The organism is Shinella pollutisoli (genome assembly GCF_024609765.1).
Classification (GTDB): Bacteria; Pseudomonadota; Alphaproteobacteria; order Rhizobiales; family Rhizobiaceae; genus Shinella; species Shinella pollutisoli.
Window position 1 is genome coordinate 62934 of sequence record NZ_JANFDG010000026.1, and the last position, 21227, is coordinate 84160.

21 protein-coding genes and 1 pseudogene are annotated in these 21227 nt (G+C 63.9%); 13 read left to right on the forward strand and 9 right to left on the reverse strand.

Annotation, left to right across the window (positions count from 1 at the left end):
- Window positions 1–2: 2 nt before the first annotated feature.
- Window positions 3–362: a hypothetical protein gene (locus tag NNZ72_RS19565; RefSeq protein WP_257317227.1), complete on the reverse strand. Its 360-nt coding sequence runs from the start codon at window positions 360–362 to the stop codon at window positions 3–5.
- Window positions 363–468: 106 nt separating this feature from the next.
- On the opposite strand from NNZ72_RS19565, the gene NNZ72_RS19570 reads away from it, so the two are divergent.
- Window positions 469–849 (forward strand): hypothetical protein, encoded by a 381-nt coding sequence (locus NNZ72_RS19570; protein ID WP_257317230.1) that lies wholly within the window; start codon window positions 469–471, stop codon window positions 847–849.
- A 27-nt stretch (window positions 850–876) separates the two neighbouring features.
- Here NNZ72_RS19570 and NNZ72_RS19575 read toward each other — a convergent pair whose 3' ends face one another.
- The gene (locus NNZ72_RS19575; protein WP_257317231.1) at window positions 877–1158 is read right to left on the reverse strand and encodes a hypothetical protein; all 282 of its coding nucleotides are present in this window, start codon (window positions 1156–1158) and stop codon (window positions 877–879) included.
- The gene (locus NNZ72_RS19580) at window positions 1158–1499 is read right to left on the reverse strand and encodes a helix-turn-helix domain-containing protein (RefSeq protein WP_257317232.1); all 342 of its coding nucleotides are present in this window, start codon (window positions 1497–1499) and stop codon (window positions 1158–1160) included. Before NNZ72_RS19580 ends, NNZ72_RS19575 begins: the two co-directional genes overlap by 1 nt.
- 254 nt (window positions 1500–1753) lie before the next feature.
- On the opposite strand from NNZ72_RS19580, the gene NNZ72_RS19585 reads away from it, so the two are divergent.
- The 3 genes from NNZ72_RS19585 to NNZ72_RS19595 all read left to right on the forward strand — a co-directional run bounded on the left by NNZ72_RS19585 (window position 1754) and on the right by NNZ72_RS19595 (window position 4455).
- A complete protein-coding gene (locus tag NNZ72_RS19585; protein WP_257317234.1) occupies window positions 1754–2167 on the forward strand; it encodes a transcriptional regulator in 414 nt (137 codons plus the stop codon).
- Between the two features lie 82 nt (window positions 2168–2249).
- Window positions 2250–2456: a hypothetical protein gene (locus NNZ72_RS19590; protein WP_257317235.1), complete on the forward strand. Its 207-nt coding sequence runs from the start codon at window positions 2250–2252 to the stop codon at window positions 2454–2456.
- A 733-nt stretch (window positions 2457–3189) separates the two neighbouring features.
- Window positions 3190–4455, forward strand: a complete 1266-nt coding sequence (locus NNZ72_RS19595; RefSeq protein ID WP_257317236.1) for an MFS transporter — start codon at window positions 3190–3192, stop codon at window positions 4453–4455.
- Here the strand turns inward: NNZ72_RS19595 and NNZ72_RS19600 are convergent.
- The 3 genes from NNZ72_RS19600 to NNZ72_RS19610 are packed head-to-tail and all read right to left on the reverse strand — an operon-like array spanning window position 4428 to window position 5942.
- A complete protein-coding gene (locus NNZ72_RS19600) occupies window positions 4428–4616 on the reverse strand; it encodes a hypothetical protein (protein ID WP_257317237.1) in 189 nt (62 codons plus the stop codon). The two genes, NNZ72_RS19595 and NNZ72_RS19600, sit on opposite strands and share 28 nt — an antisense overlap.
- Before the next feature lie 26 nt (window positions 4617–4642).
- Window positions 4643–5089 (reverse strand): DUF2721 domain-containing protein, encoded by a 447-nt coding sequence (locus tag NNZ72_RS19605; protein WP_257317238.1) that lies wholly within the window; start codon window positions 5087–5089, stop codon window positions 4643–4645.
- A gap of 13 nt (window positions 5090–5102) precedes the next feature.
- The gene (locus NNZ72_RS19610) at window positions 5103–5942 is read right to left on the reverse strand and encodes an IclR family transcriptional regulator (RefSeq protein WP_257317239.1); all 840 of its coding nucleotides are present in this window, start codon (window positions 5940–5942) and stop codon (window positions 5103–5105) included.
- Between the two features lie 302 nt (window positions 5943–6244).
- On the opposite strand from NNZ72_RS19610, the gene NNZ72_RS19615 reads away from it, so the two are divergent.
- The 8 genes from NNZ72_RS19615 (at window position 6245) to NNZ72_RS19650 (ending at window position 16247) form a co-directional block, all read left to right on the forward strand.
- Window positions 6245–7039: an aminotransferase class IV gene (locus NNZ72_RS19615; RefSeq protein ID WP_257317240.1), complete on the forward strand. Its 795-nt coding sequence runs from the start codon at window positions 6245–6247 to the stop codon at window positions 7037–7039.
- Window positions 7040–7074: 35 nt separating this feature from the next.
- Window positions 7075–8622, forward strand: coding sequence for an ABC transporter substrate-binding protein (locus tag NNZ72_RS19620; RefSeq protein ID WP_257317241.1), 1548 nt, complete (start codon window positions 7075–7077; stop codon window positions 8620–8622).
- 197 nt (window positions 8623–8819) lie between these two features.
- On the forward strand, window positions 8820–9635 hold the full coding sequence (locus NNZ72_RS19625; protein ID WP_306766380.1) for an ABC transporter permease: 816 nt from the start codon (window positions 8820–8822) through the stop codon (window positions 9633–9635).
- A complete protein-coding gene (locus NNZ72_RS19630; RefSeq protein ID WP_257317242.1) occupies window positions 9632–10507 on the forward strand; it encodes an ABC transporter permease in 876 nt (291 codons plus the stop codon). Before NNZ72_RS19625 ends, NNZ72_RS19630 begins: the two co-directional genes overlap by 4 nt.
- Before the next feature lie 2 nt (window positions 10508–10509).
- Window positions 10510–12321 carry an ABC transporter ATP-binding protein gene (locus NNZ72_RS19635; RefSeq protein ID WP_257317243.1) on the forward strand — a complete coding sequence of 604 codons (1812 nt, stop codon included), beginning with the start codon at window positions 10510–10512 and terminating at the stop codon, window positions 12319–12321.
- A gap of 1 nt (window position 12322) precedes the next feature.
- Window positions 12323–13660 (forward strand): aminotransferase family protein, encoded by a 1338-nt coding sequence (locus tag NNZ72_RS19640; RefSeq protein ID WP_257317244.1) that lies wholly within the window; start codon window positions 12323–12325, stop codon window positions 13658–13660.
- Window positions 13657–14487 (forward strand): hypothetical protein, encoded by an 831-nt coding sequence (locus NNZ72_RS19645; RefSeq protein WP_257317245.1) that lies wholly within the window; start codon window positions 13657–13659, stop codon window positions 14485–14487. The genes NNZ72_RS19640 and NNZ72_RS19645 overlap by 4 nt, the downstream gene beginning before the upstream one ends.
- A gap of 2 nt (window positions 14488–14489) precedes the next feature.
- Window positions 14490–16247, forward strand: a complete 1758-nt coding sequence (locus tag NNZ72_RS19650; RefSeq protein WP_257317246.1) for a thiamine pyrophosphate-binding protein — start codon at window positions 14490–14492, stop codon at window positions 16245–16247.
- Between the two features lie 49 nt (window positions 16248–16296).
- Here the strand turns inward: NNZ72_RS19650 and NNZ72_RS19655 are convergent.
- Both NNZ72_RS19655 and katE read right to left on the reverse strand, forming a co-directional pair.
- Window positions 16297–16553: pseudogene (locus tag NNZ72_RS19655) on the reverse strand (YciE/YciF ferroxidase family protein); the annotation flags it as partial.
- An 89-nt stretch (window positions 16554–16642) separates the two neighbouring features.
- On the reverse strand, window positions 16643–18799 hold the full coding sequence (gene katE / locus NNZ72_RS19660) for a catalase (protein ID WP_257317247.1): 2157 nt from the start codon (window positions 18797–18799) through the stop codon (window positions 16643–16645).
- 391 nt (window positions 18800–19190) lie between these two features.
- Here katE and NNZ72_RS19665 point away from each other — a divergent pair, with 391 nt between their 5' ends.
- A complete protein-coding gene (locus NNZ72_RS19665) occupies window positions 19191–19454 on the forward strand; it encodes a sigma factor (protein ID WP_257317248.1) in 264 nt (87 codons plus the stop codon).
- A gap of 124 nt (window positions 19455–19578) precedes the next feature.
- Here the strand turns inward: NNZ72_RS19665 and NNZ72_RS19670 are convergent, their stop codons facing one another.
- Entirely contained in the window at window positions 19579–21075 is a 1497-nt protein-coding gene (locus NNZ72_RS19670) for a M10 family metallopeptidase C-terminal domain-containing protein (RefSeq protein ID WP_257317249.1), read from the reverse strand.
- Window positions 21076–21227 lie beyond the last annotated feature (152 nt).

Below are 21227 nucleotides of genomic sequence, written 5' to 3' on the forward strand. Positions count from 1 at the left end.
GCCTATGCGGCCTCCGCGTCTTCGGCCAAGGCCGTCATGAAATTGTCCCTGGCCCGCGCGGCGATGCGCTCGTAGGCCCGCTCGAAGACGGGTTCCAGCCGGCGCGTGTCGACCGTGCGGATCGACTGCAGCACCATCGCCCGCCCGACGCCGATGAGCTTTGTCAGCCGGCGGCGCGGGATGTCGAACTCGACATTGAGGATGTGGATCGTGATCTGCCGCGCGAGCTTCGCGTCGAAAAGCTCGACGGGTGGGTCGATGAGAAACCGGATCGGCAGGTGGTTGAAGTGCGAGCGGGTGGCGCGGAAGGTGGCGCTCACCATCGCCGTCAGCCGTTCGTCTTCGGAATAGGGATTACGCAAAACAAAAACTCCCTTTGGTTGTGCCGCGAGACTCATGACAAGCTGGCGGCGCCAGGTGGGGCGGCAACCCGACCTGGCGCCTGGCATCCCCAAGCGAAGCGACCACTTGGAGACGATTGAAATGGATGAAGAAACGGACGAGCTGATTTTGGCTACGCAATCCATGCTGGACGGGCAGCAGATGGCGATCGCAGCGGTTGCTCTCGCACTCATCGACAAAGGCTCGATCGACCGAGCGAGGCTGCTAGGCATCATTGAGAGCCTCCACGGAATTTTGGCTGCTGACTACGTCGGCGCGCTTGGCGATGTTGGTGACGCAGAAATTGGCCTGTCCCGTCTGCGTGAATGGCTAGACGTTTCTGACTGGAAAGAGGGACAGGTGCTGGAAGAACTCCACAAACTAGAGAGCGCAGAGTTTCTTCGCAGCCAGCTGAAACTAGCAAACTCGAAACGTAAGCGGCCACCACCGGCGCAGAGAACCGATTGAAGGGGTCGAAGTCCGAGGCGTGCCCCATCACATCGCCCTCTGCAGGACGATGGCGAGCACCGCCGCCAGCGAGGCGAAGGGCACCCCGCAAAGCAGCAGCGCCTCCGCCCTGCGGCAGAACGCCGAGTGCGAAGGCACAAAAGGAACGACGTCGATTTTGGCCGCATGTTTTGCCCTATCGGCAGCGGTCGCCCTCTGCGATTGTCCGGATGTGGCGTCGGCGGAGCGGGTCTGACGGCCGGGACCGGTGGAGGTCCTGCGGTTCGTACCGCGCAAGGCCAGAGCAGCGTTCTTGTCGGCGCCACGCATTAGGCTGCCTCCCCGCCGATTGCCGCCTCGGCGGCCTGGCGGCGGTCCCGTTTCGTGAAGCGCTGGTAGTTCTCGGAGGGCTGCGGGCTCTTGCGCCGGCCGTCCGCGTGATAGCGGGAACGCCAGATGAGGTGAGGGCGCGTTTTGAGCAGGGCCGCGATGGCCCGCTCCCCGGCCGCGTTCGGTTCGCGCAGCGTCGTTCCGGCCGTGCCGCGGGGCAGGTTGAAGCGCCTGTCGACATCGAGCAGGGAGAAGCCGAGCTCGTCGAGCCTGTTCTTGACGCGGGTGGCCTCGTCAAGGCGCGCTTTCGCGGCCTTGCCCGCGATGCGGTCAGGGTGCATAAGGATTCCTCGTATTGGACGGGGAGGCTCTGCAAAGCCTCCCTTTTCAAAGGTGATTTGGTCCGTATTTATGGGAAAGGGATATCACAAATTGGTAGATTGTAAATACCAAATTGTGAGATCAATGACCGTTGGGGAAAAAAACGAAGCCGTCGAAAACACCGCTGGGCGACCGGCTCATCCAAATTCGAGAGAAGCTGGGGTTCCCTAATCAGCGAGCGGTTTTTGCTGAAAGTGTAGGCCTCACGGAGCCAATGCTGGGCTACTATGAGCGAGGTGATCGAAAACCCGAAGCCTCGGCTCTTTCTGGGTTCCGCACGAAGTATGGTGTAAGTCTGTCGTGGCTGATTACAGGTGAGGGAGAAATATTCGACGATCCGTCGAAGGCACCTGCGCCGGCTGTCGCCGTCGATCCGCAGTTGCTTCGCAGGCTCCACCGCGCTGCGAGGCTTGCCTACAAGGATGCCGGGCACCTGGTGCCCGATGAGGACAGTATCGCGGTCGAGGCCGGCAATCTGTACAATTCCCTCCTGCAGGAGGTCTCGGATATCCGTCAGGCCCGGATCGTGGACGCCGTCATTCCCGTCCTGGTCGACGATTTGAAAGCCCGCCTGCGGGAGGCTGTCGCTGAGCCGGGCACCGGCAAACCCTCGGCTTCATCCTTGTGAAGTCGACCACCCTATGGCTGTTCCTTAATGGGACGTTAATGCCGGCCGCGCCGATCTCAATCTGAAACTTGGGGTATAGTAAATGGCGGAAATCAACTGGAGGCTTGCGCCGAAGAGCGCCCGCTGGTGGGCCGTCGATGCCGATGGTAAGGCGCACTGGTATTGCACGCCGGACGTCGCAGCCTTTACCGATTTCTGGCATGCTGAGATGATCAAGGCCCCCGATTTCGCCTTCACCGGCAACTGGCGCGAAAGCCTCGTCGAGCGGCCGGGGCAGGAGAAACCTTGAGGCGACTGAAAATGATGCCGTTTTTCAAGGTTTATCCATTGTTTTCAGCGCTTTAGTGTGGTTTCAGCGGCAAGGTTTCTCAAGGTGAGAAACCTCAAATTGGAATTTGCTGCAGTTTCGGCCCGCCGCCGAGCGCATCTGGCACCGCCGCCCCGCCATCTCCAATCTATGTTTTTCAATGGTTTGAAGACGCCTCGAACGCCTTTCGACGATTTTTGAGGCCTCCCTTGAAGCCCGGGGCATTTTTAACGATACTATCGCCTGCGCCGCGATTTTCCTCGTTTCCACTGTTGCGATCCGGAATCGACAATCGCGCTCGGTTCTCCCTTAACCCCCTGAATTATCGCGAGTTCCCGGATATTCCCGGATATTCCCGCCTGTCCGGATATATGTGTCAGACAACAATGAATTGCTGATTCCTGATGCAATCACGCTTTTGCGGCAAATCCATACCGCTTCTTGAATTGAGTATGCGGTATGGGGTTTGTCAACAAATTCGCCCTCGATAGAGATACCATTAGTCTATGGCGTCGAGGTGGAGTTCGCCGCGGGCAGGAGCGCCGGCACGGTGGTGCTTCCCGTTTCGGCGTCTGCCTGATCGCGTTCGCCGATTCCGATCCTCCGCAATGGGGCGTTAAAAACTTCGAGCCGCGACGGGAAGATGCCTTTCAGATCGGCGAGAATCACCGCGCACGATCGCGCGGGAACCCGGCGCGGGGAATGAGGAGGACGAATGGTCAGTCAGCCGCAGGATGGAGCCATCCGCTACAAGCCCGGCGGGTCTGAAGGCGTCGATTCGGCCTATGCCTGGCTGCGCCTCGTTCTCACCCTCGTCCTCGGGACGGTCGCCTGCGTCGGCAACTGGTCGGTCGTGGTCGTCCTGCCGACGCTGCAGGTGGAGTTCGATACGCTGCGTGGCGGGGCGTCCCTGCCCTATACCTGCACGATGCTGGGCTTTGCCGTCGGCGGCGTCCTGATGGGGCGCCTCGCCGACCGGCGTGGCATCGTCGTGCCGGTGCTGATCGGTGCGGCGCTGCTGTGCGCGGGCTATGTGCTCACAGCGTTCACCACCAGTATCTGGCAATTCGCCGCGCTTGCGGCGGTGATCGGCCTCGGTTCGGCGGCGGGCTTCGCGCCGTTGATCTCCGATCTCTCGCATTGGTTCCGCAAGCGCCGGGCGCTGGCGGTTGCCTTTGCGGCCTCCGGCAGCTATCTCGCCGGTGCGGTCTGGCCGCTGGTGATCGAGCATTTTCAGTCCGCCTACGGCTGGCGCGCGACCCATGTCGGCATCGGCTTGTTCGTGCCGGCCGTGATGGCACCGCTGGCGCTTGCGCTCATCCGCCGGCCCGCCACCACTACCTACGCGGCCGCCGAGGCCGCCACGGCGGCCGCGCGCGGCGAACTCGGGCTTTCGGCCAGTGCGCTCCAGACGATCCTGGTGATCGCCGGCTTTTCCTGCTGCATGGCGATGTCGATGCCGCAGGTCCATATCGTCGCCTATTGCGGCGATCTCGGCTACGGCGTCGCCGTCGGCACCCAGATCATCGCCCTGATGCTGGGGCTCGGCGTCGTCAGCCGGCTTGCGTCCGGCGTGCTGGCCGATCGCATCGGTGCCGGGCCGATGCTGCTGGCCGGCTCGGCCATGCAGGCGCTGGCGCTGCTGCTTTACCTCATCTTCAACAGCCTGTCGTCGCTATGGGTGATCTCGGGCCTGTTCGGCCTGTTCCAGGGCGGCATCGTGCCGATGTATGCGGTGATCATCCGCCAGTTCCTGCCGCCGCGCGAGGCCGGCACGCGCATCAGTCTGGTGATGATGGCGACCGTGCTTGGCATGGCCTGCGGAGGCCTGGCCTCGGGTTTCATCTATGATGCCACGCAATCTTACCGGCTTGCCTTCCTGCACGGCTTCCTGTGGAACTTGGTGAACCTGGTTCTGGTCGGCTGGCTGCTGATCTGGCCGAGGTGGCGCCGTCACGGTAAGGTGGCGATGGCCCGCTGAGGCATGGCAACGCCGAGTGTCTGCGTCTCGGTCACATCAAGATCGACGAAGAGCGTGTTTTCCCGCTCAATCGACCGCCCATACCAGTCTGCACCGGCAATCGTGTCGTTGGTTTTTCGGAGGCGCTTCGCCGTATCGCCGAAGTCGGCGGTAGGCGTCATCGGCAATGATCAGCTCCATTGGTGCTTCAATATCTGCCCAGTCGATACATCTGTGCCATCATGCTGAGGCAAGCCGACACAATCTCAAATAGAAAGGCCACGAACGAGAGGAGAAGCGACGCAATAGCTCCAGAAAAGAACCAGAACAGTGTGGCTTCGCTCAGCTCTCTTCCGATTGCTCCGCCGAGCAGCGCCAAGATGGATATGCAGGTGCAGAAACCCGAAAATGTGGCTAGGATCACCGCGACTTCGAGCGCAAGCGTGCGCCTCTGAAGATATCCAAAGTGCCGCAAGTCTTGAGAAGAAGGCAAGCTCCCGTTTGGCACCTGTTCGTATTTCTGCTCGACCGTGTTGACTCGGTCAGCCACTCTCGTCAGACGTGCAGTGTATACACTGAGAAAGGCTGCGGTTCCCGCCAGCAGGAAGACAGGTGCCAGCGCTGTCTGTATAACACCCACCACGTCGGACAGCATTCTCATTCTGCTTTTATGGTCTGCCCTGTAGCATCGGTGCATCGAGAACCGGCTGAATCTCTTCCTCCAGCCTCCGTGCCTCCGTACGAAGCATCTCGACGAGACTTTCGCGGCGGGGCGCGGCAACTCTCTGCGTTATGGCGGTGAGGTGGATGGCGCCGGCCGGCTGTCCGTCCGAGCGCCTCAAGGCCACCGCGATGGCGGCCATGCCGGTGATGTCGGCCATTTCCTTGTAGATGTGCGTGTCGTTGTAGCTGTAGCCCTGCTCCCGGGTCGCGGCGATCATGGACCGGATCTGGTCGTCGCTGAACGCAAAGCGCGATCTTTCCATCTTCTGCTGAACGAGCACCCGTTCGATTTCGGCGTCCGTCATGGCGGCCAGCATCGCCAGGCTGCCGGCGCCGACACCAAGCGGCCGCCGGTCGCCGATGTTGAGGGTCAGCACCCGGATCGGGAAGGCGCCCTCTCGTGCATCCAGGCAGACCGCGTGATCGCCGGACCTGCCGATCAGGTAGATCGTGTCCTGCGTCTTGCGGACCAGCCGGGATAAGGACGGCTCGGAAAGCTTGGCGACGGAAAAACGGTTGCGCGCCGCCGAAGCGAAGCTGAGCAGCTTGATGCCCACGAAATAGCGGGCCGTCTCCGGATCGAAATCGACGAGGCCATGGTCGCACAGGCCATTGACCAGGCGATGCGCGGTCGTCTTCCCGAGCGATGTGGCCTCGACCAAGTCGGCCAGACGCAGTCCCTGCGTGGACGCCCGCGACAGCGCGTCCAGTATGATCATCAGGCGTTCCGCGCTGCGCGGACTGTCGCTCGCCGACTGCTCGGGCAGATCGTCCTGCTTCTTCACCCTGTCATCCCTTGTTCCGCTCGTACCAACGGCCGTCCGCAGAAGAAAATATTTCGGAACGGCCTCGAACCTTCAGTTTGATAGCGTCTCGACAATTTTGCCGCAAGCAGCCATGCGAACAGATTTTCCATGCGGAAGTCACTTGACGATGTTCCGTTTTATGTGTTTTAAATTATAAAAATTGGAACAACATGAGGCTGAACACGATGCCAGAGCCCGTCGCCTACGTGAATGGAGAGTTCCTTCCGGAGTCTCGCGCCTCCATTTCGATCCTCGATCATGCGGTTCTTTACGGAGACGGCGTGTTCGATACCGTCTTCGGCTGGCGGGGTCGCATCTTCAGGCTCGACGAGCATATCGAACGCACCTTCCAGTCGATGGCGGCGATCGCCCTCGATCCGCCGTTCTCCCGATCCGAACTGAGGGCGCTCGTGCTGGAGGCGGCCCGGCGCAACGGCTTTGAGAACGCCTACATCAAGTGGATCGTCACCCGCGGTGTGAACGGGCGTCCGCTGATGGATCCGCAGGGTTGCGTTGCGAACCTGATCATCATCGTGCAGCCCTACCTGCAGCGCGTCTCGGCGGAGCGGGCCGCCCGCGGCATCGTCCTGAAGACGGTCGCATGGCGGAGGCCCTCCGGCCAGGTGCTGGCGCCCCAGGTCAAGAGCCTCAACTACCTCAATCTCGTCATGGCCAAAATGGAGGCCAAGGCGGCCGGAGCCGACGAGGCGCTGTTGCTGACGCTGGATGGCCAGCTTTGCGAGGCGACCGGCTGCAACATCTTCCTCGTCAAGGGCCGGCGGCTGCTGACGCCCAACCGCGACATCCTGTTCGGCATCACGCGGGCCGCCGTCATCGAGCTGGCGCCTGGCCTCGGATTTGCGGTCGAGGAGGGCGATCTCGGCCTCTACGACGCCTATACGGCCGATGAGATTTTCGTCTGCAGCACCGCCGGAGGGCTGCTGCCCGTCCGCGGCATCGACGGGCGCGCCGTGGGCGGCGGCGCGCCCGGCCCCGCCTTCGCGCGCCTTTCGGCCGCCTATGCGGCCCTCATCGATGGGCCGGAGGCCGGGCCGGCCTATCTGGCCGCCGCCTGAGCCGCAACCGCACACAACAAAGCAAGGGGAAGATCATGAAACGCAGTGCATTTTCAGCAGCGATCGCATTCTCAATGCTCGCGGCTCCCGCGGTCGCGCAGGAGCCCAAGCGCGACCTCGTCGTGGCGACGTCCCAGGCCGACGCCGGCAGGCTCGATCCGCATCTGGCCTCGGCCGGCGCGGACAAGGGGGGCCTGAACTGGGTGTTCAACGCGCTGGTGCGCATCAAGCCGGGCGAGACGAGCCCTGAATTCATCGAGCCCGACCTTGCGGAAAGCTGGACGTCGAGTGCCGACGGAACGGAGTGGACGTTCACGCTGCGCCAGGGCGTGCAGTGCCATGGCGGCTACGGCGAATTCACGGCGGAGGACGCCGTCTACTCGATCAGGCGGGCGGCAAGCAAGGAGACCTCCGCTTTCTCCGGCGACTTTGCCGTATTCGACAAGGTCGAGGCGCCCGATCCGTATACCGTGAAGGTTACGCTCAAGAACCCTATCCCGAGCCTGCTCGGCCTGTTGTCGAACTATCATGGCGGCCTGATGGTCTGCGGTAAGGCGGCCGAGAAGCTCGGCGCGGATTTCGCCAAGCATCCGATCGGTACAGGGCCGTTCGAGTTCGTCGAGTATCTGCCGCAGCAATACATCAAGCTGAAGGCGAACACGGCGTATTTCCGCGGCACGCCTCAGCTCGACACCGTCACCTACCGCTACATACCGTCCGACGCGACGCGCGATCTGGCCTTCCAGTCCGGCGAGGTCGACATGATCTTCGGGCGACAGAACAACCAATGGGTGGAACGGACACTGGCGGTCCCCGGCGCGGTGGTCGTCGGAATGGAGCCAGCGGAGCTGAATGCGCTTTATCTCAACAAGACGGTCAAGCCGCTCGATCACATTCGTGTCCGTCAGGCGATCGCGCATGCCATCGACCGCAAGCTGATGGTCGCCTTCACGGGAGACAAGGTGGCGCGCGAGGCGATATCCGTCGTGCCGGACGGCAACCTCGGCGTCGTGAATGCCGGGCTGCTTCCCCATGATCCCGAAAAGGCGAAGGCGCTGCTCGCCGAGGCCGGCTATCCCGACGGCATAACCCTCAAGACGATCCAGTCGAGCCTTCCGGTCCTGCTCAAGATCATGGAGACGCTGCAGGCGGAGTTGAAGAAATCCAACATAACCCTGGACATGCAGGTCGTCGACCACCCGACCTACATGGCCGACATCCGCAAGGATCTGTCTCAGGTCACGCTCTACCAGGCCGCCCGCTTCCCCGTGGCCGATGTCTACCTGACGCAGTTCTTCCATTCCCGCTCGACGGTCAATACGCCCGGCGGCGTGGTCAATTTCTCCCACTGCGACGTTGCCGATGCGGAGATCGACGCGGCGAAGCGGGAACTCGATCCCGCCAAGCAGAAAGAACTGTGGAAGATCGCACAGGAGAAGATCGTCGCGGATGTCTGTGCGGTTCCCTTCTCCGAGCAACTGGTCGTCTGGGCCTGGAACGGCGCGCTCGATCTCGGCTACGACCTGCAGGGCTCCCTCAACCTCGTGCCGCAACTGACCGAACAGACGCACTTCACCAAGTGACTGCGACAACCGAGGTCCGTCCTTCCGCGCCGGCGGGTGCGGAAGGCCATGCCTGCAAGGCGGAAATTCATCATGCTATCATTCCTCATCCGCAGAATTGCCCTGGCGCTGACAACCGGCTTCGTGGTGCTGACGCTGGTCTTCGCCGTCGTCCGCATCCTGCCCGCGCAGACCCGGCGCAGGTGATCCTCGGCGACATGGCGTCGGAAGAGAGCCTGACGGCGCTGCGCCAGCGACTCGGGCTCGACCGTTCGCTGCCGGCCCAGTATCTCGACTTCGTCGGCAGCGCGCTCTCCGGTGACTGGGGCGAGTCCATGGTCACCGGCCGTCCCGTCGTCACCGAAATCATGACGGTGCTGCCCTGGACGATCGAGCTGACCGCGGTCTCGCTCCTCCTCGGCGCGGCCGCCGGCATTCCGCTCGGCGTCTGGGCGGCCGTCAATCGCAATCGCGCGGTCGACTATGCGGTGCGGGTCGCCTCGTTGCTCGGCCTGTCCTTTCCGGCCTTCGTTTCGGCGGTCATCCTGTTGCTGGCCTTCGCCATCCAGCTTCGCTGGTTTCCGGTGATCAGCGCCCGGAGCGGCAGCGTCGGAGCCTGGTTCCAGTCGATCACGCTGCCGGCCCTGAGCCTCGGGCTGATCATGGCCGCCTACATCACCCGCGTCACCCGGTCGGCGATGCTGGAGGTGCTGTCCGAGGACTACGTGCGCACGGCCCGCGCCAAGGGCGTGCGGTGGCCCGTCGTGGTCAGGCGGCATGCCCTGCGCAATGCCCTTCTTCCCATCATCACCGTGGTCGGCCTGTTCCTCGGCATCCAGATCGGAAACTCGGTGCTGACGGAGATCGTCTTCAACCGGCCGGGTCTCGGCAAGCTCATCGTCGGCGCGCTCAACCAGCGCGACTACACGATGCTGCAGGGGATGATGGTCATCTACACGCTGATCGTCGTCTTCGTGAACATGCTGACCGACATCGCCTACGGCCTTGCAGATCCGCGAGTGAAGCTCCAATGACCCATGCTGTTCTTCCCGGCGCGCCGCGCGGCGCCTTGCACGCCATGATCCGCGTCTTCAACGTCAACAAGACCTCCTGGGCGGGGCTTGTCATCCTGCTTGCCGTGATCGTGATCGCCGTCTTCGCGCCGCTGTTCACGGCACATGATCCCCTTGCCCAGGACGTCACGCGGCAGCTTTCCGGCCCGTCAATGGAACATCTCTTCGGCACGGACGAATATGGCCGCGACACATGGGCGAGACTGATCTACGGCGCCCGCGTTTCGCTCGCCATCGGCATTGCCTCGACAGTGATCGCCATGCTGGTCGGCTCGTCCATCGGTCTGCTGGCCGGCTGGTACGGCGGCCGTTTCGACGCCGTCATGATGCAGGTCATGGATGTGCTGCTCGCCTTCCCGTCGCTCATCCTCGGGCTGGTCATCGTCGCCATGCTCGGCGCATCGACGCCCAACATCGTCTTCGCCATCGCGCTGACCTCGATCCCGCCCTTCGCGCGGATCGCGCGGGCGCCGACCATCGCGCTCAAGGAGCGCGAATATGTCGAGGCCTGCCGGTCGCTGGGCTATTCCGACGCGCGCATCCTGCTCGTGCATATCCTGCCCAACATCGCCGCCGAGATCGTCGTGATGGGCTCGCTCTGGCTGGCCAATGCCATCCGTACCGAGGCGTCGTTGGCTTTCATCGGGCTCGGCATCAAGCCGCCGACCCCGACCTGGGGCGGCATGATCCGCTCCGGCTTCGAGAACATCCTCGACAGCGCCTGGCTGGCCGTCGTTCCGAGCCTTGCGATCCTGATCGTCATCTTCGCCCTCAACCTGCTCGGCGACGGCCTGCGCGACGCAGTCGATCCGAAGCTCAAGAACGAGGCGTGAAAATGGGCGAACCCGTGCTTTCCGTCAGAGATCTGACCACGTCCTTTCGCGGGCCGCAGGGATGGACTCCCGTCGTCAAGGGACTTTCCTTCGATCTCGGGCCGCGCGAGACGCTCGCCATCGTCGGCGAGTCCGGCTCCGGCAAGAGCGTCACCGCGCTGTCGCTTCTCAAGCTGGTGCCGGCGGCCAACGGCCGGGTCGAGGGCTCGGCCCTGCTCGGCGGACGCAACCTCCTGTCCCTGCCGGAAGGAGAAATGTGCCGTATCCGCGGCAACGAGATCGCCATGATCTTCCAGGAGCCGATGACCAGCCTGAACCCGGTGCTGACCGTCGGCGACCAGATATCGGAGGCGTTGATCCTGCATCGCGGCATGGACAGGGTCGCGGTCCGGGCCGAGTCGTTGCATATCCTCGACCGGGTTCGCATACCGGCGGCGCGCGAACGCCTGGACGAATACCCGCACCGCTTTTCCGGCGGCATGCGCCAGCGCGTGATGATCGCCATGGCGCTCGCCTGCCGGCCGAAGGTCCTCATCGCCGACGAGCCGACGACGGCGCTCGACGTGACCGTGCAGGCCCAGATCCTCGATCTGATCCGCTCCCTTCAGGACGAGTTCGGCATGGGCGTGGTCTTCATCACCCACGACATGGGCGTGGTCGCGGAAATCGCCGACCGCGTGCTGGTGATGCTGCGCGGCGACAAGGTCGAGGAAGGCGAGACGGCCCGGATATTCACCGGGCCGGCCCACGCCTATACGCGGCGGCTGCTCGCCGCGGTTCCCACGCTGGGCTCGATGCGCGGCGAGGCGGCGCCGAGAAAGATGCCGGACTTCACGGAAGGGGGCGAAAGCGCCGGCCCGTCCGCCGCGCCGGATCGCTCGCCGGCCTACCACGACGAGCCGCTTCTTGAGGTGAAAGGCCTGACGACCCGCTTCGAGATGCGCAGCGGGCTCCTGCGGCGCGTCTCCGGCCGCGTGCATGCGGTGGAAAACGTCTCCTTTTCGCTGGCGCGGGGCGAGACGCTCTCGCTGGTCGGGGAGTCCGGTTGCGGCAAGTCGACGACCGGGCGTTCCATCCTCAGGCTGGTCGAGCCGCTGTCCGGTTCGGTCCGCTTCGAGGGGCGCGAGGCGATCGGCATGGGTGGAGCGCAGCTCAAGGCGCTGCGCCGCGACATGCAGATGATCTTCCAGGATCCCTATGCCAGCCTCAATCCGCGCATTCCCGTCGGCAGGGCGATTGCCGAGCCCATCGTCGTGCACGGGCTTGCCGGCCGGCGCGAGGCGGAGGAGCGCGCAGCCGATCTGCTGGAGAAGGTAGGGTTGGAGCCCGGCATGGCGACCAGGCTGCCGCACGAATTCTCGGGCGGCCAGCGCCAGCGGGTCTGCATCGCCCGCGCGCTCGCCCTGTCGCCCAAGCTGATCGTTGCCGATGAGGCGGTGTCCGCCCTCGACGTCTCGATCAAGGCCCAGGTGCTCAACCTGATGCTCGACCTGCAGTCCTCGCTGGGGCTCTCCTACCTGTTCATCTCGCACGACATGGCGACCGTCGAACGGGTCAGCCATCGCATCGCGGTCATGTATCTGGGGGAGATCGTGGAGATCGGCCCACGCGCGGCGATCATAGAGAACCCGCAGCATCCCTATACGCGCAAGCTCCTGTCCGCCGTGCCGGTGCCGGATCCCGCACGGCGCGGCACGCGTCCGCCGCTTCCCGCCGAAGACCTGCCCAGCCCCGTCCGCGCGCCGGACTTCGTTCCGCCCGAACGGATCTGGCGCACCGTTTCCCAAGGCCATCTGGTCCAGGAGCCGTCCTAACATGCACAACCGTTCTGCCGTCTTCTACCGGGACCTCAACGCGGTCCCGCCATCCATCGTCAGGGGCGAGGGCTCCTATCTGGAGGATGCGTCCGGCCGCCGCTATCTCGATGCGTCGGCAAGCGCGGGCGTGGTCGGCATCGGCCACGGCCGCTCCGAGATATGGGATGCCCTGGCCGCGGCGGGGAACAAGGTCACCTTCGTCTACAACGCGACCTTCACCCACCCCTGGCAGGAGGAGCTTGCCGGCCGCATCCTTGCCATGGCGCCTTCCAACATGGCCGGCGTCTATTTCACCTCGGGCGGGTCCGAGGCGAACGAATCGGCCTGGAAGCTCGCGCGCCAGTATTTCGTGGAACGAGGCAAGCCCCAGAAATACAAGGCGGTCGCCAGGTGGCTCAGCTATCACGGGGTGACGCTCGCCACGCTGTCGCTCTCCGGCCGCACCAGCTGGCGCGAGATCTATTCGCCGCTGCTCCTGCCCGTCGCCCGCGTCGCCCCGCCCTACGAATACCGTTGCAGGATATGCGGCGGGGGCCGCTGCACGCTGGCCTGCGCCGACGATCTCGAGCGCACGATCCTGATGGAAGGGCCCGAAACGGTCGCGGCGTTCTTTGCCGAAACCATCGTCGGAACGACGGCCGCCGGCCTCACGCCGAACCCGGGCTACTATCGCCGCATCCGCGAAATCTGCGACCGCTACGACGTGCTCTTCGTCGCCGACGAGGTGCTGTGCGGCTACGGCCGCACCGGTCACCCCTTCGCGATCTCGGCCTGGGATGTCGCGCCGGATATCGTCACGCTCGGCAAGGCGATCGGCAGCGGCTACGCGCCGCTGGGGGCAATGGTCGTGTCGGAAAAGATCCGCGGAGCCTTCGCCGCCGGCAGCGGCCGCTTCGTCCACGGGCTTACCTACAGCGGTACGCCCTCCGCATGCTTCATCGGGAACCGCGTGCATGAAATCATGTCGCGCGAGGGGCTCTTCACGCGCGGTGCGGAGATCGGGCGCTATCTGGAGGCCGGATTGCGTGCGCTTGCGGATCGCCATCCGGCGATCGGCGATATCAGGGGACGGGGCCTTCTCTGGGGCGTCGAGTTCGTGGAGGACCGCGAGACGCGACGGCCTTTCGATCCGAAGGCCGGCTTCACCGCGAAGATCGTCAGTCACATGCGCGCAAACGGGATTCTCGTCGCCGCCGGCATTCCCGGCATCAATTACGGGCAGGGTGGCGACCACATCCAGATCAGCCCGCCCTTCACCATCACTGAAAACGAGATCGACATCCTGCTCGAAGGCCTGGGCGAGGCGCTGGAGCAGCACGGGAGCGTTCCGGCATGATCACGCTGGGTTCCGTGACGGACCTTCGCCCCGAACATGCCGGCCGGGCCGTCCTGGTCGGATCGCATGGCGGCCGTGCGACGGGCGAGTATGCGCTCGCATTCGGGATAGCCTCGCTGACGTGTCACGACGCCGGCATCGGGCTGGACGAAGCCGGGGTCGAAGGGCTGGCTGTCCTCGAGAACCGGTCGGTCCCGGCCATCGCGGTCGATTACCGTTCGGCACGCATCGGCGATACGCAGGACATGCTGGCCCGCGGCCGGATCAGCCGGGCGAATGCACCTGCCGTCGAACTGGGCATCTCTCCCGGAGGTCGGGCCGCGGATGCGGCAACGTTGCTATCCGATAGGGCAGGGCAGGCAACGGCGCCCTCCGGAGCAACCGGTGACGCCATCTTTCGTCGCCGGAAGCTCTCGCTCAGCCTCGGTCGACGCCTCGTCCTCCTCGACAGCGCATCGTCGATCACGCCTTTCGATGACGGAGCAATCGTCGTTACGGGATCGCACGGCGGGCTGCCGGCCGGGTCGGTGGACCGCGCGATCAAGGCACGCCCCTTGATCGCCATCTTCAACGACGCCGGCGTCGGTATCGACGACGCGGGTATCGCGCGCCTGCCCGTGCTGGATCGGCAGGGAGTGGCCGCGGCCTGCGTCAGCACCGGGTCGGCCCGGATCGGCGATGCGCGGTCCACTTTCGAGACGGGCATCGTCTCCTTCGCCAACGAAAAAGCGCTCGCCCTCGGTGCAAGACCCGGCGTGCGGATACGTCACCTCATCGGCAGCCTGACCGGCATCGCCGCTGACCAATTTCCAACATGGGACACATGACAATGACCGAAGCAAAGCTGGCCACGACACCGTCCGACGCAACGATCCGCCTGACGGGCGGGGAGGCGATCGTCGAAATTCTCGAACGCGCGGACGTCGGGCCGATGTTCGGCATGGGCGGGTTCCAGCTCCTGCCTTTCTACGAAGCCGTCCGGCGCAAGGGCCTGAGCCATCATCTGATCAACGACGAGCGTTGCGGAGCCTTCGCCGCCGACGCCTGGGCGCGGATGTCCGGACGGCCGGGCGTATGTGACGCGACGCTGGGACCGGGCGCCACCAACCTGGTGACGGCGCTCGTCGAGAGCTTCAACGCCGGCATTCCCCAGATCGTCTTCGTCGGTGATACCCACCGCGATCATTCCTGGAAGAACATGACGCAGGAGACGCGGCAGCTCGATATCCTGCGCCCGGCGGTCAAGGAGGTGATCCGTATCGAGCGGTCCTCCCGGGTGCCGGAGGCGGTGCGCCGCGCCTTTGCTGTCGCCACCTCCGGCAGGCCCGGCCCGGTCGTGGTCGATGTGCCCGAGGACGTTGCACATGAGAGCTTCGACTATCCGGTCTCGGACCTCTGGATCGATGCGGCGACAACCCGATTCCCGGCCTATCGTTCGCGACCCGACGCGCGCGATGTGGAGCGCGCCGCCGCCGTCGTCGCGGCAGCCAGACGGCCGCTCCTGCTGGTTGGCGGCGGTGCGCACATCTCCGAGGCCTACGAAGCGCTGCGGACCTTCGCCGAAACCCACGCGATCCCGGTCGCCCACACGCTCTCCGGCAAGGGCGCCATCGCCTGCACGCACCCGCTTTCGGCTGGCCTGTTCGGCCGCTACTCGCGCATCGCCAACGAATTGATCGAAGCCAGCGATTGCCTGATCGTCGTCGGCTGCAAGCTGGGCGAGATCGCCACCAGGCGCTTCCAGCTTTTCAACGGCCATGCCCCCGTCATCCATGTCGAGGTGCTTCCGGAGGAGATCGGACGGACCACCCGGACGGACCATGCGCTCGTCGGAGATGCGCGGCTGGCGCTGGAGGATCTGTCCGCCGCCCTGCATGGCGAAGCCGTCCGGGCACGCGCTGCTCGCGCGGACTATGCGGCGGAGATTCCCGCACGCATGCGCAAGTGGCGGGACGGAGCTGCCGACCGTCTCCTCTCAAGCGAGATGCCGATCAACATGGGCCGGATGCTGCATGAATTGAATGCGGCGATGCCGGCGGAATCCGTGCTGGTCGTCGATGGCGGCTTCGCCGCCCACTGGGGCGGGCTGCTCTACGATACCAAGGCGGCAGGCCGGAGGTTCGTAGCCGACCGGGGTTTTGCCTCGATCGGCTATGGCCTTCCCGGAGCCATGGGCACCCAGCTCGCCGTGCCCGGTCAACCGGTCGTCGCCATCACCGGCGACGGCGGGTTCAACATGACGATCGGCGAGCTGGAGACCGCGCGCCGGGCTGGCACGCCGTTCACGCTGATGATCGTGAACAACGCTGCCTCCGGCTACATCAAGGCGTTGCAGCATGCCATGTACGGCGCCTATCAGTCGTCCGATCTCGTGGAGATGAATTATGCCAGGATCGCCGAGGACTTCGGTTGCCACGGCATCCGGGTCGAACGGCCGGACGACCTTGGTCCTGCCATCGTCGCGGCCAATCAGGAACGCAACCGCCCCTCCGTCATCGACGTCGTTGTCACGCGCGATCCCGCAAGGATGCTCCCGGGTGTTGATAACCGCACCCTAAAAGTAACCAAAGGAGACAGGCCGATTTGAGGACAGGCGGCAGCGATAGGGGGGAAGCCGTCTCTCCACCCATGCCGGTTCACGCAGCCTTGGTCTTTCCTTCGCGGCTGACCTTCGCATCCGCAAGCTGCGTCAGGGCTGGTCCACTTTGCCTTCCTCGGCGAGCGTCTGGTCGAGCTGGATGGCCCAGGACTTCAGGGTGCCATAACGGGCGATCCCACAGCGTGCGACGGCCTGAGCGGCGGCGAGAAGGCCGTCGATGGCGGGACAGATCTTGCCGCCGGCCGGCTTGCCGAGAAGCTCGAACACCTGCACGGGCCGCCCGACCTGTCCCTCGCGCCGGATTGGCGGGCGCGATCGCGCGGGGAATCGACAGGCCTTCCGGGCCTCCGTTCCCCGCATGTATGGCGAAGCGCACCGTCCCGTTACTGGGGCGGAACGGAGGCCTTGCCGAGCTTGACGGAAGGCTCGCGCGCCCACAGGCGCAGCTTGCCGAGTTCCGTGACGAAGGCCGAAAGGCCTCGCTCGCCTGGCAACTCGATTACGCCTTCATCGAGCCTGTCAGCGATCCCCGCCATCCGCATGAGCGGAAGGGCATCGGCGACATAGCCGATGAACTTGCAATGCTGGAAGGCATCGGCGACGAAGTCGCGCGCCGTCGCCTCCTGCAGGAGATCGTCAGCGGCTTCCTTCGCCGGCAGCAGCGCGACCGCGTCGAAGAGCACCGAAGGGCCGCCGTCGATCATGAAATGCGCCGGCACCCACGACCCGTCGGACGCTGTCACGCCGCCGACCTTCGGCGCGATCAAGGCCACCTCCGCCTTCTCCGCGAGAACGGCGTCCTGAAGGCCGGTCAAAAGGTCGATGTCGACGCCGTCCGTGACGAGAATGCCGAGCTTGCGCCCCTCGAAGCGTTTCGGTCCCCGTTGCACGATGCTGAGCGCGGGCGACGGATCGAGGTCCTGCCGCGTCGGCACGGCGGCGTCGGCGGGCTCCGGCATCGACCGGAAACCGAGCTTTGCCGCCACGGTATTGGCCAGCGTCTCGTCGATGTTCATCAGATGCGAGACCATCCGCTCGCGGATGACGGGCGTCTCGACCTTGCTGAGCTCGAAGGTCAGCGCCGCCGCGATGTGCCGCTGCTCCGGCGGGGTCTGGCTTATGTAGAATTGGCGCGCCTGGCTGTAATGGTCGGCGAAGCTCTCGGGGCGCAGCCTCGCCTTCCGGCCCTGCTCTTCCGCGGGGAAATGCGGGAAGCCGTCGGCCGGCGATTCCCGCGGTCCTTCGCCCCAGGAGTTCGGCTGGTAGTTGGCCCGGCCGACGGGGTTGCGCATGGCCATGTGGCCGTCCTGCTGAAAATGGTGGAACGGACATTTCGGCGCATTGATGGGAATGTGCGTGAAGTTCGGGCTGCCGAGGCGCTTGAGCTGCGTGTCGAGGTAGGAGAAGTTGCGCCCCTGCAGCAGCGGGTCGTTGGAGAAGTCGATGCCCGGCGGCACGCTCTGGGTCATGAAGGCGACCTGCTCGGTCTCGGCGAAGAAGTTATCCGGCATGCGATCGAGGACGAGGCGGCCGACCGGCTTCGCCGGAAGCACCTCCTCCGGGATGATCTTGGTGGGATCGAGGATGTCGAAATCGAAACCGTCGGCGAAATCCTGGTCGAAAAGCTGGAGACAGAGCTCCCATTCGGGAAAGTTGCCGGCCTGGATCGCGTTCCACAGGTCGCGGCGGTGATAGTCCGGGTCCGCGCCGTTGATCTTCACCGCCTCGTTCCAGGCGACGGATTGAAGGCCGAGCTTGGGCTTCCAGTGGAACTTGACGAAGGTCGTTTCACCTTTGGCGTTGACGAGGCGGAAGGTGTGCACGCCGAAGCCTTCCATGAAGCGGAAGGAGCGCGGGATGGCGCGGTCGGACATGATCCACATGATCATGTGCATGCTCTCGGGCGTCAGGCTGATGAAGTCCCAGAAATTGTCGTGCGCGCTCTGGGCCTGCGGGAAACCGCGGTCCGGCTCCTGCTTGACCGCATGCACCATGTCGGGAAACCTGATGGCGTCCTGGATGAAGAAGACCGGGATGTTGTTGCCGACGATATCCCAGTTGCCCTCCTGCGTGTAGAGCTTGACGGCGAAGCCGCGGACGTCGCGGGCAAGGTCGAACGACCCCTTGTTGCCGGCGACGGTGGAAAAACGCACGAAGGCCGGCGTCTTCTCGCCCGCGCGCTGGAAAATATCCGCCCTGGTATAGGCGGCCAGCGACTCGTAGGTCTCGAAGAAGCCGTGCGCGCCGTAGCCGCGCGCATGCACGACCCGCTCGGGAATACGCTCGTGGTCGAAATGGAAGATCTTCTCGCGGAAATGGAAGTCGTCGACCAGCAGCGGCCCGCGCGCGCCGACGCGCAGCGAATTCTGGTCGTCGGCGACCGGGCCGCCCTGCGCGGTGGTCAGGACGGGCGTTCCGTCTCCGGCGGTCTGGTGCAGTTCGCCGCCATTGCCGCGCATCATTTTCTGGTCGTGGATACCTGCGGCTGCCGCGGTGGATTTCTCGGGTTTCGACGCTTTTGGCGAGGTGTTCTTGGCCATGGGTTCGCTCCTTGTTCGCGAAGGACAAACCAGACATGCGGCGGAAAGTTCCGGTGCGAAGCAGGTGCAGGCCGCGTCTGTCCGAAGGCATTCAGAAACGTCGTACCGCCGCTGAATTCCGGTGGCGGTCCGACGAAGGGCATTTGTCGCAGCCGTTTCAGGAATACGAGGAGCAGCGTGGGCCGGACGATACAGGGAAACCGAACAATTCGACGACTTTGTCGGCCGAAGCTCGGCTGACCATGTCTTGATGAGCCGGAGCAGGACAGCAGTCGTCCTTTCGATGCCGGCACCTTGCCTTGGGCTTGGCAAGGCGGAAGGGAAGGATTTGTTTCGCCAGGAACATAGCGTTGAGGGCGGCGTTAACCATCTTTCTCGAGGAGACGGGTCGATGGCGTCGCTTGCACCGCGGGTGGAACAACTCCTGCCTCGCCTTCGCGCAATCGCACGGACGTGGACGAACTCGCAGGTCGAGGCGGATGACATCGTCTGCTGCGCGCTTGAGATGGCGTTGAGGAAGCTTCCGCCCGATGGCACGAACATCGAGGCCTGGCTTCTCGACCTCCTCGATGCGGCTCGTGACGAGCGATCGGTCGCGTCCGAGGAGAAGCGTCGGAAGCGTGCAATGGATGGGCGCCCCAGCCATCTTCATTGAGCGAGGCAAGCCGGGGTTCTTTCTCGGGCCTGGGCGGAGATATCCTTGGGATCATGAGTGCGCCACCCGGCTGCTTCCGAACGGCGCACTCCCATCAGTCTCTGGTCGTCAATCCGATCCGTGGCTAAAGAATGAAGTCGCCTTCGACCAGGCCGTATTTGCCGTCGAGCTTGAAGAAGAAGTCGGCCTTCTTGTCGCCGTCGATGTCCCCGGAGACATAGGTGTCGCCACCCTTGATCTTGTACTTCAGTTCGTCGCCTGCGCCTGAAAATCCCTTCCGGCCGATGAAGTCGAAGTCCGCGACGCGCGATACGTCGATCCGATCGCCCTGCTTGCGCGAGAAGTCCTCGATCGTGTCGAGCTTGGAGGCGGTGGAGTGCTTCGAGGAGAGGAACATGAACGTGTCCGCTCCCTTGTCGCCGCCGAGCCAGTTCTTTCCGGTTCCTGCAACGATGGTGTCCTTGCCCGCGCCGCCCCACGCCCAGCCATCGGCCTTGCCCAAGATGATCTTGTCGTTGAACCGCGAGCCTTCGATATTCTCGATACTCTTGGCGGTTTCCTTGTTGCCGAAACCGTCGTTGAGGATGTTGCCCACGCTCTTGCGCAGATCGACGACCACGCCCCGCTTTTGTCCAAGCGTTTCCCACCATTCGAAGCTGACGGTGTCGCTTCCGGCCCGACCGTCGAAGCTGTCTTTCCCGCTCAGCCCGCGGAAGTAGTTGTCGGCACTGTTCCCCTTGAACACGTCCTTAAAGAAGGTGCCGTAGACGCGCTCCACACTGTTCACGCTGTCCGTCGTGCCGAAGCCGTCGCGGATCGTGCCTTTGGCGAGATCGACCTTGATGCCGAGCTTGCCGCCGTAATCGACGTCGCGATGATATCGCACTTCGTCAAGGCCTTTTCCGCCTTTGATCACGTCGGCACCCTTGAAGCCTGTGAAGACGTCGTTCCCCTTGCCGCCCAGGAATGTGTCCTTCAGATAGGTTCCCGAGAACTGCTCGATGTTCTTGAAAGTTTCCGTCCCGCCCCAAGGATTTTCGATCTTTTTCGTCGCGATGTTGACGGTGATGCCGGACACGACGCCGTCATTGTCCCAGTTTGTGCTCGTATAGGAAATCTCGTCGAAGCCGCTGCCGCCATCGATGTAGTTGTGGCCCGGCGAGCCTCTGATGTAGTCGTCGCCGCCCAGGCCGTAGATCTTGTCGTTCCCGCCATTCGTGCCGACGAGGATGTCGTCCCTGCGATTGGTTCCCCTGATAATGTCTAACCCTGCAGTCAGGCCACTCATCAGGTTCCAGAAATCCTTGGCCTCGATCAGCGTCGAGATGCCGGATGCGTCGAACGACGTGTTGGAGATAGCCAGATAGGCCTTGCCGGATTTGTTGAGAAACTGGATGGCGGTCAACGTTCCGCTTGTCACGGAACTCCCGCTGTAAGAAAGGCCGCTGCCGGATAGCACGATCTGGTCGCCGCTATTATCGCGATAGATTGCCTTGCCGCCCTGTTTCGAAATCAGCGTCAATCTATCCATGTTATAGAAGTCTTCCAGCCAGCCGTCGTTTCCGAGCGCGCTGCCGTAGTTGATCCTTGTTACCATCTCCCGCTCCTCCACTTCCGCCATCCGGCTCCATCCCAAAGCCAGCATGCAGTGAAACGGCCGCCGGTTGCAACTTCTATTTGGGATTTCGCCACCCTGGCGCGGTTGGCATGAAAAAGCAACGGTGTTAGGCCGCAAGCGTTTTTGTGAGATGGTCTCTCATTCTTGCGTTGAGG

What these genes read in the sequence shown, in the direction of transcription:
- NNZ72_RS19665 (WP_257317248.1), top strand. Translation starts at nt 19,191, where the DNA reads ATGGCGTCGCTTGCACCGCGGGTGGAACAACTCCTGCCTCGCCTTCGC.
- NNZ72_RS19635 (WP_257317243.1), top strand. Translation starts at nt 10,510, where the DNA reads ATGGGCGAACCCGTGCTTTCCGTCAGAGATCTGACCACGTCCTTTCGC.
- NNZ72_RS19595 (WP_257317236.1), top strand. Translation starts at nt 3,190, where the DNA reads ATGGTCAGTCAGCCGCAGGATGGAGCCATCCGCTACAAGCCCGGCGGG.
- NNZ72_RS19580 (WP_257317232.1), bottom strand. Translation starts at nt 1,499, where the DNA reads ATGCACCCTGACCGCATCGCGGGCAAGGCCGCGAAAGCGCGCCTTGAC.
- NNZ72_RS19650 (WP_257317246.1), top strand. Translation starts at nt 14,490, where the DNA reads ATGACCGAAGCAAAGCTGGCCACGACACCGTCCGACGCAACGATCCGC.
- katE (WP_257317247.1), bottom strand. Translation starts at nt 18,799, where the DNA reads ATGGCCAAGAACACCTCGCCAAAAGCGTCGAAACCCGAGAAATCCACC.
- NNZ72_RS19590 (WP_257317235.1), top strand. Translation starts at nt 2,250, where the DNA reads ATGGCGGAAATCAACTGGAGGCTTGCGCCGAAGAGCGCCCGCTGGTGG.
- NNZ72_RS19575 (WP_257317231.1), bottom strand. Translation starts at nt 1,158, where the DNA reads ATGCGTGGCGCCGACAAGAACGCTGCTCTGGCCTTGCGCGGTACGAAC.
- NNZ72_RS19630 (WP_257317242.1), top strand. Translation starts at nt 9,632, where the DNA reads ATGACCCATGCTGTTCTTCCCGGCGCGCCGCGCGGCGCCTTGCACGCC.
- NNZ72_RS19640 (WP_257317244.1), top strand. Translation starts at nt 12,323, where the DNA reads ATGCACAACCGTTCTGCCGTCTTCTACCGGGACCTCAACGCGGTCCCG.
- NNZ72_RS19670 (WP_257317249.1), bottom strand. Translation starts at nt 21,075, where the DNA reads ATGGCGGAAGTGGAGGAGCGGGAGATGGTAACAAGGATCAACTACGGC.
- NNZ72_RS19585 (WP_257317234.1), top strand. Translation starts at nt 1,754, where the DNA reads ATGCTGGGCTACTATGAGCGAGGTGATCGAAAACCCGAAGCCTCGGCT.
- NNZ72_RS19620 (WP_257317241.1), top strand. Translation starts at nt 7,075, where the DNA reads ATGAAACGCAGTGCATTTTCAGCAGCGATCGCATTCTCAATGCTCGCG.
- NNZ72_RS19605 (WP_257317238.1), bottom strand. Translation starts at nt 5,089, where the DNA reads ATGCTGTCCGACGTGGTGGGTGTTATACAGACAGCGCTGGCACCTGTC.
- NNZ72_RS19625 (WP_306766380.1), top strand. Translation starts at nt 8,820, where the DNA reads ATGGCGTCGGAAGAGAGCCTGACGGCGCTGCGCCAGCGACTCGGGCTC.
- NNZ72_RS19600 (WP_257317237.1), bottom strand. Translation starts at nt 4,616, where the DNA reads ATGACGCCTACCGCCGACTTCGGCGATACGGCGAAGCGCCTCCGAAAA.
- NNZ72_RS19645 (WP_257317245.1), top strand. Translation starts at nt 13,657, where the DNA reads ATGATCACGCTGGGTTCCGTGACGGACCTTCGCCCCGAACATGCCGGC.